This window comes from Parviterribacter multiflagellatus, from assembly GCF_056863265.1.
Map to the genome: position 1 here is coordinate 324102 of NZ_JBXPIZ010000002.1, position 14312 is coordinate 338413.

Consider the following 14312-nt stretch of genomic DNA (forward strand, 5'->3'; position numbering starts at 1 on the left):
GTCACCTTCGCCCCCGCGCCGCGTTAGCGGGTCGGTGCACCGTCCTCTCCTCCTCGCCCTCACCGCCGCCGCCGTGGCCCTCCCCGCGGCGGCGGCGCCCGGGTCCGCGTCCGCCGCGACCGTCTCGCCCCAGGCCGAGCTGCGCGCGCCGCGGACCTTCCCGGTCGACCTGCCCGGCGGCTACCGCCGGGGCGCGCCGATCCCGCGCAGGTGGGTGCTGGTGCGCCGGTCGATCGAGCTGGCGGCGGGCGAGCGCGAGACGTCGGTGACGTTCACCTGCCCCGGCCGCCTCCGCGTCCGCACGCTCGGCCTCAACGACCCGTCCGACATCGGGTTCCTCGTCCCCCGCTCCCAGCGCCGCTACCGCCTCCAGAACGCCATCGTGCTCACCGTCTTCCCCTCGCCCCAGGCCCGGGACGAGCAGCGCGCCGCCCGCGGCCGCGGCTACGTCCTCTGCCGCCCCGTCAGCTGATGGCCGCGGCGCTCTCGACACCCCTGCTGCGCGGGCGACGGCGGCCGGCCGGCGACGACGCCGAGCTGGTCGCGCGCATCCGCCGCGGCGACGAGCTGGCGTTCGCCGCGGTGCACGCCCGGTACCGGGCGGCGCTCGAGCGGTACGCCGCGCGCCTGCTCGGCTCGGGCGCGGCGGCCGAGGACGCGGTCCAGGACGTGTTCGTCCGCGCGCACCAGGCGCTGCTGCGCGACGACCGGCCGATGGAGCTCAAGCCGTGGCTGTACCGGCTCGTGCGCAACCGGTGCCTGGATGAGCTGCGCGCGCGGCGCGGCTCGGGCGACGCGGTGGCGCTGCACGAGGCGGCCGAGCCGGTCGCGGCCGGGGCGGATCCGGTGGAGGTGACCGCGCGGCGCCTGGCGCTGCGCGAGGTCGTCGCGGACATCGCGGCGCTGCCGGCGCGTCAGCGCGAGGTGCTGCTGCGGCGCGAGCTCGACGGGCAGAGCCACGAGCAGCTGGCCGCGGAGCTGGGCATCACCGTGCCCGCGTCGAAGAAGCTGGTCAACCGCGCGCGGGAGAACCTCGTCAAGGCCGCGACCGCGCGGGACGAGAGCTGCGCGCTCGTGCGGCGCGACCTGCTGCGCGCGCACGACGGGCGGCGGCGGGCGTCGGCGCACGCGTACCGGCATCTGGCCACGTGCGGCGAGTGCCGCGCGTACCGCAGCGCGCTGGGCGGGATGCGGAGCGGGCTGCGTGCGCTGTCGCCGTTCCCCCTCGTGCTCGGCCTCGCCGCGGCGCTGAAGGGGGCGTTCGGGACGAGCGTGGCGAAGGCCGCGGGCGTCGGCGTCGCGACCGCGGCGGTGGCGGGCGGTGCGGTCTATGGCGTGACGCACGTGACGCTCCCCGGCGAGCCCGCACCGGCGACGATCCGCAGCCCGATCTTCTTCGGCGGCGTCGTCTACGCCGGCGACAAGCTCCCGCCGGGGACCGCGGTCGTGCGGCGGACGGTGCGGGTCGCGGAGCGCACGGCGCCGGTCGTGCTCGCGTGCCCGGCCGGGACGCGGGTCGCGGGGATGCTGCCGCATCGGGGCGCCAACGTCGGGCACGGCTTCGCGCCGTCGACGGTCGTCGGCTCGACCGCCCGCGCGCGGGTCGTGTTCGAGCGCGCCCCGGCCGCGGCGGTCGGCGGATCCCTGACGGTCGGCGCGGTCTGCAAGCGCCCGAACGCCGTCGGCTCGCTCCTCGCCTCCCCCGTCTTCTTCGCCGCGGGCGCGCGGGTCGACCGCGTCTGCGCGCGCCGCTCCTACCTGTTCGAGACGCCCGATGGCCTCGTCGTCGGCACGGTCTTCCGCGGCCAGCCGGTCACGAAGCTGCGCCGCACGGCGAACCGCCGGTGGTGGCGCATCAAGACCGACGCGGGCGTCCGCGGCTGGGTGCGGTCGAGCGCGCTCTGCTGATCCGGGCCGCGCGCGACGCCACCAGGGGTTCCGCCGATGTGGTCCGTCACCGGGCGGCACACGATGGGTGCATGCCCCACCGCCGTCTCCTCCCCGCGCTCGTCTGCCTCCCGCTCCTCACGCTCCCCGCCGCCGCCGGCGCCGCGACCTCGACCTGGCAGTTGGAGCTCGACGTCAAGGGTTCGCTGAAGGAGCACTACGACTCCGACAACGCCGAACCCGGCGGGACGCGCACGCGCGACTGGGTCGACGTCTCCTGGCACACGTACACGCTCTTCGGCGGCCTCACGGTGCGCGACGGGCGCATCGTCGCGATCGGCAGCGGGCTCAGCTCGACCGAGGCGACGGGCACGTTCACCCGCGTCAACACGTCGCCGGACTACGGCACACGGACGATCGAGTGCGGCGGCGAGACCGGCGAGGGCCACGTCGGCGAGCCGCAGCTGCTCGGCGGCGACCCGGAGGCGGAGACGCCCAGCCTGCCGACCGAGGTGCTGACGATCCGCCCGTTCGAGCGCATCCGGTTCTCGATCCCGTGCCGGTCCGGCACGTGGCAGGAGACCGAGATCGACACCGGCAACGCTGCGGGCTGGGAGGACGGCGACGGGCCGTGGGACGTGATCGCCGCGATCCCGCCCGAGGCGTGGGCGGCCGGGAAGATCGTGCAGGTCGTCAAGCCCGACCCGGTGAGCCTGTTCGGCATGTGCGGGGTGGGCGCCCAGGTCTCGTGCACGCCCGCGTGGGAGGGCACGCTCACGCTGACGCGGACGCAGTACGTGACCGAGCCGCCGCTGGCCCCGCCGGGCGCGGGCCCGCTCGCTCCCCCGCTCGCGCCGCCGTACATCCCGCCGGGCACGCCCCCGGCGACGCCGCCAGCCGCGCCGTCGGCCGCGAAGGCGAAGCTCAGCCGCGACGGCGCGAGCGCGACGTTCCAGGCGTCCTGCCCGGGCGGGTGCTCCGGGACCTTCACGGCGACCGCGCTGGGGGCGCGCGCGTCACAGGCGGCTGCCGCCGCCCCAGGGCGGCGCAAGCCGCTGGCGACCGGCCGGTTCACGGTCGGGGCGCGCGGCACGAAGGCCGTCACGGTGCGCTTCGGCAAGCGGGCGCGGGCCGCGATCCGGCGGGCCGGCGGCGTTCGCATCGCGGTGACGCTCACGCCGCGCGCGAAGGGCGCCAGGCCGGCCAGCAGGACGCTCGTCGCGCGGCGTTGATCAGGCCGCGGTCGTCGGCGGGAGCGTCTCGGGCTCGGTGTGGTCGCGCGCGTACTCGATCCGCTTGAGTGGCTTGGCGGGCACGCCGGCGGCGATCGTGAAGTCCGGGATGTCGGCGGTGACGACCGAGTTCGCGCCGATGACGCAGCGCTTGCCGATCGTGACGCCGGACGTGATCACCACGTTCGCGCCGCACCAGACGTTGTCGCCGATCCGCGTCGGGCCCTTGCTGGTGAAGCCCTGCCACGGCACGGGCGTGTCGGGGTCGTCGAAGCGGTGGTTGCCGTCGGTGATGAAGCAGCCGTTGGCGAACATGCAGTGATCGCCGATCTCGACGAGGTCCTGCGCCGCGACCATCACGCCCATGTTGAGGAAGCACCCCGCGCCGATGCGGATGCGCGCGTCACCGGGCGCGGTGATCCAGACCCCGGGCTCGAACAGCGTGTGCTCGCCGACCTCCAGCCGCCCCTCCCGCAGCGCCTCCAGGACGTTCCCGTGCACCGGCCAGCGCGCGAACGCCCGCCGCTTCGCGAGCTCGGCGTGGATGCGGGCGCGGTTCCACGGGAGGGTGTTCTGCTCGTACCAGCGCCACTTCTGGAGCCAGAGCTTCGCGTCGTCGTACCGGACCATCGGTGCCGCGAAGCGTGACGGATCAGGCGGCGGCGGGCTGCTTGGTGCGCTTGCGCGTGCCGCCGTTGGTGCGGGCGGCCTTGGCGGGGGCCGGGGTGACGAGGTCGCGGAGGAAGGCGCCCGTGTGGGAGCCCTCGGTCGCCGCGACCTCCTCGGGGGTGCCGGAGGCGACCAGCACGCCGCCCTCGTCGCCGCCCTCGGGGCCCATGTCGATGATGCGGTCGGCCGTCTTGATGACATCGAGGTTGTGCTCGATGACGACCACGGAGTTGCCCGCGTCGACCAGCCGGTGCAGCACCTCCAGCAGCCGCTCGACGTCCGCGAAGTGCAGGCCGGTGGTCGGCTCGTCGAGGATGTAGAGCGTCCGGCCCGTCGCGATCTTCGACAGCTCGGTCGCGAGCTTCACCCGCTGCGCCTCGCCGCCCGACAGCGTCGTCGCCGGCTGGCCGAGGCGGATGTAGCCGAGGCCGACGTCGTTGAGCGTCGTCAGGCGCCGCTTGATCTTCGGGATGTTCTCGAAGAACTCGACGGCCTCGGAGACCGGCATGTCGAGCACGTCCGCGATCGTCTTGCCCTTGAAGCGCACCTGCAGCGTCTCGCGGTTGTACCGCTTGCCGTGGCACTGCTCGCACGGCACGTAGACGTCCGGAAGGAAGTGCATCTCGATCTTGATCTGGCCGTCGCCGCGGCAGACCTCGCAGCGGCCGCCCTTGACGTTGAACGAGAAGCGCCCCGGCTTGTACCCGCGCGCCCGCGCCTCCTGCGTCTTGGAGAACAGGTCGCGGATGACGTCGAACAGGCCCGTGTAGGTCGCCGGGTTCGAGCGCGGCGTGCGGCCGATCGGCGACTGGTCGATCTGGATGATCTTGTCGACCTGCTCCAGGCCCTTGATCGCCTTGTGCGCGCCGGGCCGCTGCCGTGCGCGGTGCAGCCGGTTGGCGACGCTCTTGTAGAGGATCTCGTTGACGAGCGTGGACTTGCCCGAGCCCGACACGCCCGTGACGGTCGTCAGGACGCCGAGCGGCACCTTCACCGACACGTTGCGCAGGTTGTTCTCGGTCGCGCCGACGATCTCGAGCGACCCCGTCGGCCGCCGCCGCTTCTCGGGCACCGCCACGAACCGCTTGCCCGCCAGGTACTGGCCGGTGAGCGACTCGGGGACCTTCATGACCTCCTCGGCCGTCCCCTGCGCGATGATGTGGCCGCCGTGCTCGCCGGCGCCCGGCCCGAGGTCGACGAGGTGGTCGGCGACCATCATCGTCTGCTCGTCGTGCTCGACCACCAGGACGCTGTTGCCGAGGTCGCGCAGCCGCTCCAGCGTCCCGATCAGCTTCGTGTTGTCGCGCTGGTGCAGGCCGATCGACGGCTCGTCCAGCACGTACAGGACGCCGACGAGCGCGGACCCGATCTGCGTCGCCAGCCGGATGCGCTGCGCCTCGCCGCCCGACAGCGTCGCCGCCGCGCGGTCCATCGACAGGTACCCGATGCCGACGTCGTCGAGGAAGCGCATCCGCTCCTCGATCTCCTTGAGGATCAGGCGCGCGATCCGCCGCTGCTGCTCGGTCAGCTCGACCTCGTCCATCCACTTGCGCGCCGCGCGCACGCTCAGCGCCGAGAACTCGTGGATGCCGAGCCCGCCGACCCGCACCGCCCGCGACTCGGGCCGCAGCCGCGACCCCTTGCACACCGGGCACGGGATCAAGGACATGTACTCCTCGATCTTCTCCCGCTGCAGCTCGGAGTCGGTCTCCTTGTAGCGGCGCTCGAGGTTGGGCACGATGCCTTCGAACTGCGTGGCGTACGAGCGGCGGCGCCCGTAGCGGTTCTTGTACGAGACCTGGATGCGGTCCGTGCCGGTGCCGAACAGGTACAGGTCGCGCTGCTCGCGCGGCAGCTCGCCCCACGGGCACTCCAGGTTGACGCCGTACTTCTCGGCGATCGCCTGCACGACCTGCTCGTAGTACTGCGACGACGACCCGGCCCACGGCGCCAGCGCGCCCTCGCCGATGGTCAGCGTCGGGTCCGGCACGACGAGATCGGGGTCGATCTCCATCTGGGAGCCGAGGCCCGTGCACCGCTCGCACGCGCCGTGCGGGGAGTTGAACGAGAAGATCCGCGGCTCGAGCTCGGGCATCGAGGTGCCGCACTCCAGGCACGCGAAGCGCTCGGAGAACGTGCGCACGCCGGCGTCCTCGCCGAGCGTCTCGATCTCCACGATGCCCGCCGCCAGCGCGACCGCCGTCTCGATCGAGTCCGCCAGGCGCTTGCGCACCTCCGCCCGCATGACGAGCCGGTCGACGACGACCGAGATGTCGTGCTTGAACTTCTTGTCGAGGACGATCTCCTCCTCGAGCATGCGCAGCTCGCCGTCGACCTTGACGCGCGTGTAGCCCTCCTGCCGCAGCTCCTCGAGCAGCTTGCCGTACTCGCCCTTGCGGCCACGCACGACCGGCGCGCAGACCATGAAGCGCGTGCCCTCGTCGAGCTCCATCACCTGGTCGATGATCTGCTCGGCCGACTGGCCCTGGATGACGGCGCCGCAGGTCGGGCAGTGCGGCGTCCCGACGCGCGCCCACAGCAGGCGGAGGTAGTCGTAGATCTCGGTGACCGTGCCGACCGTCGACCGCGGGTTGCGGGAGGTCGTCTTCTGGTCGATCGAGATCGCGGGCGACAGGCCCTCGATCGAGTCCACGTCGGGCTTGTCCATCTGCCCGAGGAACTGCCGCGCGTAGGCGCTCAGCGACTCGACGTACCGGCGCTGGCCCTCGGCGTAGATCGTGTCGAAGGCGAGCGACGACTTGCCCGAGCCCGACAGGCCGGTGAGCACCACGAGCGAGTCGCGGGGCAGCGTGAGGCTGACGTCCTTGAGGTTGTGCTCGCGGGCGCCCGAGATGACGATGTCGTCCTGCCGCATTACGTAGCCAGGGTACGACGGCGAACAGACGTTCGGAACGACGCGCGCCCGCAAAGTGCGGGCGCGTTCACGTCAAGCGGTCAGTTATCGACCGGTTTCTAGCCGCCGACGCTTTCGTACACCTCATCGAGGAGGGCCTGGCGGTCCGCGAGATCGAAGTTCTCGGCGAGGTAGCGATCCGTCTCGTCGCGCGACTGGCCGTTGAGCGCCATGTTGAGCGCGATCAGGCGCGCGCCCTCGACGTCGCCGCCGTCGGTCGGCGCGGTGCGCTCGGGCTGCGGCGCGGCCTCGGGCGGCGTGGCCGCCTCGGGTGCGACGTCCGCGACGCCGGCCGGGGGCTCCTCGTCGCCGACCTCGTCCTCCTCGATCACCTCGGACGCGACCGGCTCCTCCGGCACGTCGACCTCCGGCGCGGCGGGCGCCGAGGGCGTGGGGGGAGCGGCGGAGGCGGCGGCCGGGGCGCCGGCGCCCGCGCTCCCACCGGAGGCCGTGTACAGGTCCTCCATGTTGGTCTCGAGGAGCGACAGGTCAGCCTTCAGGCGGTTGGAGCCCTGGCGCAGCGAATCGATGAGCGCGCCCAGCTCCTCCTCCATCGCGCCCAGGCGCGTGAGCATGACGCCGGACTGCTCGCCGACCTTCGCGACGTGCTCGCGGGAGCGCTCGACGGCCTCGGCGTCGGTGCGCTGGGCGTCGCGCTGGGCCTCGGCGCGGATGCGCTGGGCCTCGGACTCGGCATCCTGCTCGATGGCCGCGGCGGACTGCTCGGCGGCCTCCACGATCGCGCGGACCTGCTCGGCGGCGGCCTGCGCCAGCGAGGCGCCCGAGCGCCGCTGGGCCGACCGCTGCAGCTGCTCGATCTGGTCGGCGAGCTCAGCCAGGTGCGCGTCCACCGCCTCCGGCTCGTAGCCCCGGCGGCCGATCGGGAAGTCGCGCTTTTCGATGGATTGACGATCGAGTGCCATGTGAATCGGCACTCTACATCGGGAACCGGCCGGTTTGCCGAAATCACGGGGGAAGGGCTGGAACGCCGGAAGGATCGCGCACGATCAGGCCGTCGCGCTCCAAGCCGGCGAGGCAGCGCGCGAGACGCTCCTCCCCCAGTCCGGCGGGCAGCGCCTCCCCCGCGGCGAGCGCCGCGACGATCCGCCCGCGGGCGTAGCGGTCGGTGTCCTCGAACCGCACCACAGGCCGCGAACCGGCCGGCCGGCGCGGGGGTACGACGACCCGCCCCGCGCTCGGGCACACCGCGGCCGCCGGACACCCGTCGCACGCCGCCCGGCGCGCCCCGCACACCAGCGCGCCGAGCTCCATCGCCGCCTGGTTCCACTCCGCCGCCGCGCCCGGTGGCAGCAGCTCGTCCGGCGTGAAGCCCAGCCGCGTCGCGACCCGCGCGACGTTCGTGTCGACCGCGGCGACCTGCTCGCCGAACGCGAACGACGCCACCGCCGCGGCGGTGTACGGGCCGATGCCGGGCAGCTCGCGCAGGCCCGCCGCCGTCGACGGCCAGCCGTCCCGCGCCACCACCGCGCACGCCTCCCGCAGCCGCAGCGCGCGGCGGTTGTAGCCGAGACCGACCCACTCCGACAGCACCTCGGCGGGCGTCGCGTCGGCGAGCGCGACCTCGTCGGGCCACCGCTCCAGCCACGCCTCCCACCGCGGCACCACGCGCGCGACCTGCGTCTGCTGGAGCATGACCTCCGAGACGAGGATCGCGTACGGGTCCGTCGTCCGCCGCCACGGCAGGTCGCGCGCCACCGCGCGGTACCAGCCGAGCACCGCGGCCCGGACGTCCTCTACGCCTGGACGACCAGCGTCCCGCACAGCTTGTCGTGCAGCGCCTCGTTGCGGCTGCCCCACAGCGGCCACAGGTAGTTCAGGATCGCCGGCACGACGAGCATGAACGTCCCGACCGCCTCGAACAGCACCGCCTTGACGAGCACCTCGCGGACGAACGCGCCACCGCCCCCGATCGGCCGGCCGTCCTGCTTGACCACGCGCACGCGCGCGACCTGGTGGCCCCACGTCTGGCCGTTGCGGGTCGCCATGAGGTAGGGCGCGTACGCGAGGTACGCGATCGCGCCGCCCACGAGCGCGCCGATCCCGGTCCCCAGCTCGCCGTCGCCGCCGGCCGCGTAGTCGATCCCCGCGCCCACGGCGCCGAGCACGGCCACGATCGCCAGGCGGACGACGAGGTCGACGACCGCGCCGAGCACCCGCGCGCCGTAGCCGGCGAGCGCGAGGCCGGGCGGGAGCGCGCTCGCCGGCGACCCCTCGTACACCGGCGGGGCGGGCACGCCGGGCCAGTCGCGAGAGGCCGGCGACTCCGGGGCCGTCCACGGCGCGCTCGGCGGCGGCGCGGCCTGCCGGTCCAGCGCGGGGTCGCGCCGGGCCCAGAGCGAGTCGCCGCTCAGGCCTTCGCCTCCTGCAGGTCGCGCAGCTCGGCCCGCAGGTCGCGGATCTCGTCGCGCAGGCGCGCGGCGTACTCGAACCGCAGGTCGTCGGCGGCCGCGAGCATCTCCTCCTCCAGGTCCACGATCGTCTTCTCCAGCTCGGCCGGCGTCGTCGGGCCCTCGGACTTCTTCTTCGCCCGGCGGTTCTTCTTCGGGACCTTCGACTCGGCCTGGAGGAACTCGCCGATGTCGCTGATGCCCTTGACGATCGACTGCGGCGTGATGCCGTGCTCCTTGTTGTACGCGAGCTGGATCTCACGGCGGCGGTTGGTCTCCTCCAGCGCCGCCTTCATCGCCGCGGTCTCCTTGTCGGCGTACATCAGCACGCGGCCCTCGGCGTTGCGCGCCGCGCGGCCGATCGTCTGGATGAGCGACGTCTCGCCGCGGAGGAAGCCCTCCTTGTCGGCGTCGAGGATCGCGACCAGCCCGACCTCGGGGAGGTCGAGGCCCTCGCGCAGGAGGTTGACGCCGACGAGCACGTCGTACTCGCCGAGCCGCAGGTCGCGGATGATCTGGATGCGCTCCAGCGTGTCGATCTCCGAGTGCAGGTAGCGGACCTTGAAGCCCATCTCGAGCAGGTAGTCCGTCAGGTCCTCGCTCATCTTCTTGGTGAGCGTGGTGACCAGGACGCGCTCGTCCTTCTCGGTGATCTTGCGGACCTCGTTCATGAGGTCGTCGATCTGGTTCTTCGTCTCGCGGACCTCGACCTCGGGGTCGACGATGCCGGTCGGGCGGACGATCTGCTCGACGACCTTCGTGCTGTGGTCCTTCTCGAAGTCGCCCGGCGTGGCGGAGACGAACAGGATCTGCGGCGTGATCGACAGCCACTCGTCGAACGTCTGCGGCCGGTTGTCCATCGCGCTCGGCAGGCGGAAGCCGTAGTCGACGAGCGTCTCCTTGCGCGAGCGGTCGCCGTGGTACATCGCGCCGATCTGCGGGACCGTCTGGTGCGACTCGTCGATGAAGCAGAGGAAGTCGTCGGGGTAGTAGTCGAGCAGGCAGTACGGGCGCGAGCCGGGCGCGCGGCCGTCGAGGATGCGCGAGTAGTTCTCGATGCCGTTGCAGAAGCCCATCTCCCGCAGCATCTCCATGTCGTACTGCGTGCGCTGGCGCAGCCGGTGCGACTCCAGGAGCTTGCCCTGCGCCTCCAGCTCGGCGCAGCGCTCGTTGAGCTCCTTGCCGATCTCCTCCACCGCGCGCTCGATCGTCCCCTCGCGCACGTTGTAGTGCGAGGCCGGCCAGATCGCGATGTGCTCCATGTCGTCCTCGATCAGCTCGCCGGTGAGCGGGTCGAAGTTCTGGAGCCGCTCGACCTCGTCGCCGAAGAACGTCGCGCGGTAGGCCGACTCGGCGTAGGCGGGGAAGATCTCGAGCGTCTCGCCGCGGACGCGGAAGTTCGAGCGGCCGAGCGCGACGTCGTTGCGCGTGTACTGGAGCGAGACCAGCTTGGACAGCAGCGCGTCGCGGTCGGTGAACTCGCCGCGCTTGAGGATCTGCATGTTGTCCGAGTACGTCTGCGGTGAGCCGAGGCCGAAGATCGAGGAGACGGACGCGACGATGATCACGTCGCGACGCGCGAACAGCGCGGCCGTCGCGGCGTGACGGAGGCGGTCGACCTCCTGGTTGATCGCGCTGTCCTTCTCGATGTAGAGGTCGCGGCTCGGGACGTACGCCTCGGGCTGGTAGTAGTCGTAGTACGAGACGAAGTACTCGACGGCGTTGTCCGGGAAGTACGTGCGGAACTCGTTGCACAGCTGCGCGGCCAGCGTCTTGTTGTGGGCCATGACGAGCGTCGGGCGCTGCACGCGCTCGATCACGCTCGCCATCGTCATCGTCTTGCCGGTGCCGGTGGCGCCGAGCAGCGTCGTGAACTTGTTGCCGCTGTCGAGCGATTCCGCGATCTGGTCGATCGCCTTGGGCTGGTCAGCGGTCGGGCTGTAGGCGGAGTCGAGGCGGAAGGCGGGCACGAGTTCCAGGGTACGGCGCGATGCGGTCGCTTTTCGTCCGCATTCGGCGCTTGGCTTCGGGGCGTGACGGTACCCCCGAGCGACGAGCTTCGCACCTACCTGCGCGAGCACCACCCGGCCCTCGCCGACCTGACCCTGCAGCTGCGAGCGCTGCTGCTGGACATCGAGCCCGACCTCACCGAGCGCCTCCAGCGCGGCTGGCGGGCGATCAACTACCACCACCCCGACGCCGGCTACCTCGTCGGCCTCTTCCCGCGCGGCGACGTGGTGCAGATGCTGTTCGAGCGTGGCGCCTCGCTGCCGGACCCGCGCGGCCTGCTCCGCGGCGACGGCGTGCAGACGCGGTACCTGCCGTGCACGACGGTTCCCCCGCGCGCGCACGTGGAGGAGCTCGTCCACGCGGCGGTGATCGCGCGCGTGCTGCGCTGAGGCTCGCAATTCCGACTGCGGCGGTCGTGATCTGTTAGGTTGACCTAAGCCTTAGGACGACCTAACGAACGAAGGACGAAGCACACGTGGGCCGCTACACCGGACCGACCGAGAAGCTCTCGCGCCGCGAGGGCGTCGAGCTGTTCCTGAAGGGCGAGCGCCTGCTCGCCGGCAAGTCGGGGCTCGAGCGCCGCGGCGACGCGCCTCCCGGCCAGCACGGGCACACCCGGCGCCGCGGGCGCGAGTCGACGTTCTCGATCCAGCTCCGGGAGAAGCAGCGCGCCAAGCGCTACTACGGCGTGCGCGAGAAGCAGTTCCGCCGCTACGTCGACAAGGCGACGCGCCGCCAGGGCCGCGTCGGCGACGAGCTGCTGCGGCTGCTGGAGCGCCGGCTCGACAACGTCGTCTACCGCGCCGGCCTGGCGTCGACCCGCGCGCAGGCGCGGCAGTTCGTCAACCACGGCCACGTGCTGGTCGACGGCGAGCGCGTCGACATCCCCTCCTTCCTCGTCAAGGTCGGCCACCAGGTCAAGCTCAAGCCGGAGGCCCCGGTGGAGCCGCTGGCCCGCAACGCCACCGAGATGGTCACGAGCGTCCCGTCGTGGGTCGAGGCCGACTTCGACCAGCTCGGCGCCCGCGTCCTGCGGCTGCCCGAGCGCAACGAGATCTCGGTCCCGGTCGACGAGCAGCTCATCGTCGAGTTCTACGCCCGGCGGTAGCGCCATGCGGTCGTTCACCACGCTCGCAGCGGGGACGTGCCCGCCGCACGAGGAGATGCTCCTCGCGACGGCGGCGGAGCTCGGCCCGGTCGACCTGCTCGGCGCCGAGGCCTGGCTGGACGCCCTCGCCGCGCAGCTCCCCGATCCGTCGGGCAGCCCGGAGGCCGACCTCCGCGCGGTCGCCCACATGATCCGCGAGGAGCTGACGGCCGACCCGAGCGGCCCGCTCACGCTCCCCGAGGTGCTGGAGATCGGCGGCGGCCACCCGCTCATCGTCGCCGGCGCCGCGGTCGCCGCCGCCGCGCGCCGCGGCTACGAGGTCGACCTCGTCGGCCACGGGCCGGTGGTCTGGCTCGCCCACCCGGGCGCCTCCCCGCTGCTGGTCGACGTCACCGACGGCGCGCTCGTCGACGGGCGACTCCTCGGCATCGACCTGATGTGGCGGTGCGCGCACGAGCTCGCGCAGATGAGCCTCGCCCACGTGATCGAGCGGGCGGAGCGCACGGGCGACATCACCCGCGCGCTGCACGCCGCCAAGCTCGCCGCAGAACTGCCGCTGGAGGAAGGGGCGCCGTCCGGCCCCGACACGCGGCTCAAGCAGGTGGAGGCGCGGCTGAACTAGCCAGGTCCGCGCCACCCAACGGGCCCACCTGCGGACGGATCGCAAAGCCGGTCACGGGTGGAGGGTGGCGCGCACTGCTTCCCCGATCTCCGCGGCCGCACGGGACAGGGCGGCTTCGGGGAGATGCGCGTAGCCCGCGACGACACCGGGCTCCTGTTCGTCGTCGCGGGCGACGCGTGCCAGGCTCAGCAGCTCGACCGCCACGCCGCGGGCGCGCAGCTCGCGGCCCAGCCGCTCCTCGTCCACCTCGCGCGGCAGCCGCGCCAGCAGGTGCAGCCCCGCCGCCACGCCGGGCACGCGCGCCTCGGGCACGTGCTCGGCGAGCGCCGCCACGAACGCGTCGCGGCGCGCGCGGTAGCGCCGGCGCGTGCGGCGCAGGTGCCGGTCCAGCTCGCCACGCTCGATCAGGCCCGCGAGCGCGAGCTGCTCGATCACGGCCCCTCCCCCATCGGTCGCGTGGCGCTCGAGCGCGAGGTCCCGCGCGAGCGCCTCGGGCGCGACGAGCCAGCCGAGCCGCAGCGCGTTGGCCAGCGCCTTCGAGGCGGAGCCCGCGTAGATGACGCGCTCCGGCGCGACGCCCTGCAGCGCGCCGACCGGCTCGCGGTCGAACCGGTACTCGGCGTCGTAGTCGTCCTCGATCACGAGCCCGTCGACCTCCTCGGCCCACGCGAGCAGCTCGGCCCGCCGCGCCGCGGACAGCACGACGCCGGTCGGCATCTGGTGCGCGGGGGTGACGAGCACGGCCCGCGCGCCCGTGCGCGCGAGCGCCGCCACGTCGAGCCCCTCCTCGTCCACCGGCACGCCGGCGACGCCGATGCCGGCCCGCTCGACCGTCCAGCGGTGGAGCCAGAAGCCCGGGTCCTCCACCGCGAGCGTCGTGTGGCCGCGCGCGAGCAGCACGCGGACGGCGAGCGTGATCGCGTGCGTGACGCCGTTGACGATCACGGTGCGCTCCGGGTCGGGCAGGACGGCGCGGGAGCGGCCGAGGAACGCCGAGAGCGCCCCGCGCAGCGCCGCCGCCCCGCGCGGGTCGGCGTAGCCGAGCGCCGCGTCCGGGACCGTCTGCAGCGCGTGGCGCCAGGAGCGCGACCACGCCTCGCGCGGGAACGACGCGAGGTCGGGACGCCCCGGGCGCAGGTCGTGCGGGAACGAGCGCAGGACGGCGGACGGCCGCGCGGGCCGCGGGGCGACGGCGGGCGCGGCCCGGTCGGCCACGCGCGTCGCCGCGCCCTGCCGCGCGACGAGGTAGCCCTCCGCGGCGAGCTGGCCGTACGCCTCGAAGACGACCCCGCGCGAGAGGCCGAGGTCGCGCGCGAGCGCGCGCGTGGACGGCAGCGCCGCGCCCGGCACGAGCGTCCCCGCCCGGATCGCGTCGCGCAGCGCCCGTTCGAGCTGCGTGTGCAGGGGCCCGTCGCCGCCCAGCGGCAGCAGCAGGTCGAGCAACTGGCCCTCGCGTCCCATG

At 73.4% G+C, this 14312-nt stretch carries 13 protein-coding genes; 6 read left to right on the forward strand and 7 right to left on the reverse strand.

What is annotated here, in order from left to right; all coding sequences use genetic code 11:
• The first annotated feature begins 34 nt into the window (after positions 1 to 34).
• The 3 genes from AC1UE5_RS05075 (at position 35) to AC1UE5_RS05085 (ending at position 3119) form a co-directional block, all read left to right on the forward strand.
• A complete protein-coding gene (locus AC1UE5_RS05075; protein ID WP_482920991.1) occupies positions 35 to 472 on the forward strand; it encodes a hypothetical protein in 438 nt (145 codons plus the stop codon).
• Positions 472 to 1908, forward strand: a complete 1437-nt coding sequence (locus tag AC1UE5_RS05080) for a sigma-70 family RNA polymerase sigma factor (protein ID WP_482920992.1) — start codon at positions 472 to 474, stop codon at positions 1906 to 1908. Before AC1UE5_RS05075 ends, AC1UE5_RS05080 begins: the two co-directional genes overlap by 1 nt.
• A 71-nt stretch (positions 1909 to 1979) precedes the next feature.
• Positions 1980 to 3119 (forward strand): hypothetical protein, encoded by a 1140-nt coding sequence (locus AC1UE5_RS05085; RefSeq protein WP_482920993.1) that lies wholly within the window; start codon positions 1980 to 1982, stop codon positions 3117 to 3119.
• Here AC1UE5_RS05085 and AC1UE5_RS05090 read toward each other — a convergent pair whose 3' ends face one another.
• The 6 genes from AC1UE5_RS05090 to uvrB form a co-directional block, all read right to left on the reverse strand.
• Positions 3120 to 3749, reverse strand: a complete 630-nt coding sequence (locus tag AC1UE5_RS05090) for an acyltransferase (RefSeq protein WP_482920994.1) — start codon at positions 3747 to 3749, stop codon at positions 3120 to 3122.
• 22 nt (positions 3750 to 3771) lie between these two features.
• Complete coding sequence (uvrA, locus tag AC1UE5_RS05095; RefSeq protein WP_482920995.1) at positions 3772 to 6663, reverse strand: excinuclease ABC subunit UvrA; 2892 nt, start codon at positions 6661 to 6663, stop codon at positions 3772 to 3774.
• 98 nt (positions 6664 to 6761) lie between these two features.
• On the reverse strand, positions 6762 to 7625 hold the full coding sequence (locus tag AC1UE5_RS05100) for a DivIVA domain-containing protein (RefSeq protein ID WP_482920996.1): 864 nt from the start codon (positions 7623 to 7625) through the stop codon (positions 6762 to 6764).
• 43 nt (positions 7626 to 7668) lie between these two features.
• A complete protein-coding gene (locus AC1UE5_RS05105; protein WP_482920997.1) occupies positions 7669 to 8439 on the reverse strand; it encodes an HhH-GPD family protein in 771 nt (256 codons plus the stop codon).
• Between the two features lie 17 nt (positions 8440 to 8456).
• Positions 8457 to 8957: an RDD family protein gene (locus tag AC1UE5_RS05110; protein ID WP_482920998.1), complete on the reverse strand. Its 501-nt coding sequence runs from the start codon at positions 8955 to 8957 to the stop codon at positions 8457 to 8459.
• A gap of 113 nt (positions 8958 to 9070) precedes the next feature.
• Positions 9071 to 11080, reverse strand: coding sequence for an excinuclease ABC subunit UvrB (uvrB, locus tag AC1UE5_RS05115; RefSeq protein WP_482920999.1), 2010 nt, complete (start codon positions 11078 to 11080; stop codon positions 9071 to 9073).
• Between the two features lie 63 nt (positions 11081 to 11143).
• Here uvrB and AC1UE5_RS05120 point away from each other — a divergent pair, with 63 nt between their 5' ends.
• The 3 genes from AC1UE5_RS05120 to AC1UE5_RS05130 all read left to right on the forward strand — a co-directional run bounded on the left by AC1UE5_RS05120 (position 11144) and on the right by AC1UE5_RS05130 (position 12850).
• Complete coding sequence (locus tag AC1UE5_RS05120) at positions 11144 to 11509, forward strand: DUF1801 domain-containing protein (RefSeq protein ID WP_482921000.1); 366 nt, start codon at positions 11144 to 11146, stop codon at positions 11507 to 11509.
• An 86-nt stretch (positions 11510 to 11595) separates the two neighbouring features.
• Complete coding sequence (gene rpsD / locus AC1UE5_RS05125) at positions 11596 to 12228, forward strand: 30S ribosomal protein S4 (RefSeq protein ID WP_482921001.1); 633 nt, start codon at positions 11596 to 11598, stop codon at positions 12226 to 12228.
• A gap of 4 nt (positions 12229 to 12232) precedes the next feature.
• Positions 12233 to 12850, forward strand: coding sequence for a hypothetical protein (locus AC1UE5_RS05130; protein ID WP_482921002.1), 618 nt, complete (start codon positions 12233 to 12235; stop codon positions 12848 to 12850).
• 51 nt (positions 12851 to 12901) lie between these two features.
• On the opposite strand, the gene pdxR is transcribed toward AC1UE5_RS05130, so the two are convergent.
• Positions 12902 to 14311: a MocR-like pyridoxine biosynthesis transcription factor PdxR gene (gene pdxR / locus AC1UE5_RS05135; RefSeq protein WP_482921003.1), complete on the reverse strand. Its 1410-nt coding sequence runs from the start codon at positions 14309 to 14311 to the stop codon at positions 12902 to 12904.
• Between the last annotated feature and the right edge of the window lies 1 nt (position 14312).

Excerpts from the sequence above, each read along its gene's own strand:
- uvrA (WP_482920995.1), bottom strand. The coding sequence starts at position 6,663 with ATGCGGCAGGACGACATCGTCATCTCGGGCGCCCGCGAGCACAACCTC.
- AC1UE5_RS05080 (WP_482920992.1), top strand. The coding sequence starts at position 472 with ATGGCCGCGGCGCTCTCGACACCCCTGCTGCGCGGGCGACGGCGGCCG.
- AC1UE5_RS05090 (WP_482920994.1), bottom strand. The coding sequence starts at position 3,749 with ATGGTCCGGTACGACGACGCGAAGCTCTGGCTCCAGAAGTGGCGCTGG.
- AC1UE5_RS05100 (WP_482920996.1), bottom strand. The coding sequence starts at position 7,625 with ATGGCACTCGATCGTCAATCCATCGAAAAGCGCGACTTCCCGATCGGC.
- AC1UE5_RS05085 (WP_482920993.1), top strand. The coding sequence starts at position 1,980 with ATGCCCCACCGCCGTCTCCTCCCCGCGCTCGTCTGCCTCCCGCTCCTC.
- pdxR (WP_482921003.1), bottom strand. The coding sequence starts at position 14,311 with ATGGGACGCGAGGGCCAGTTGCTCGACCTGCTGCTGCCGCTGGGCGGC.
- AC1UE5_RS05130 (WP_482921002.1), top strand. The coding sequence starts at position 12,233 with ATGCGGTCGTTCACCACGCTCGCAGCGGGGACGTGCCCGCCGCACGAG.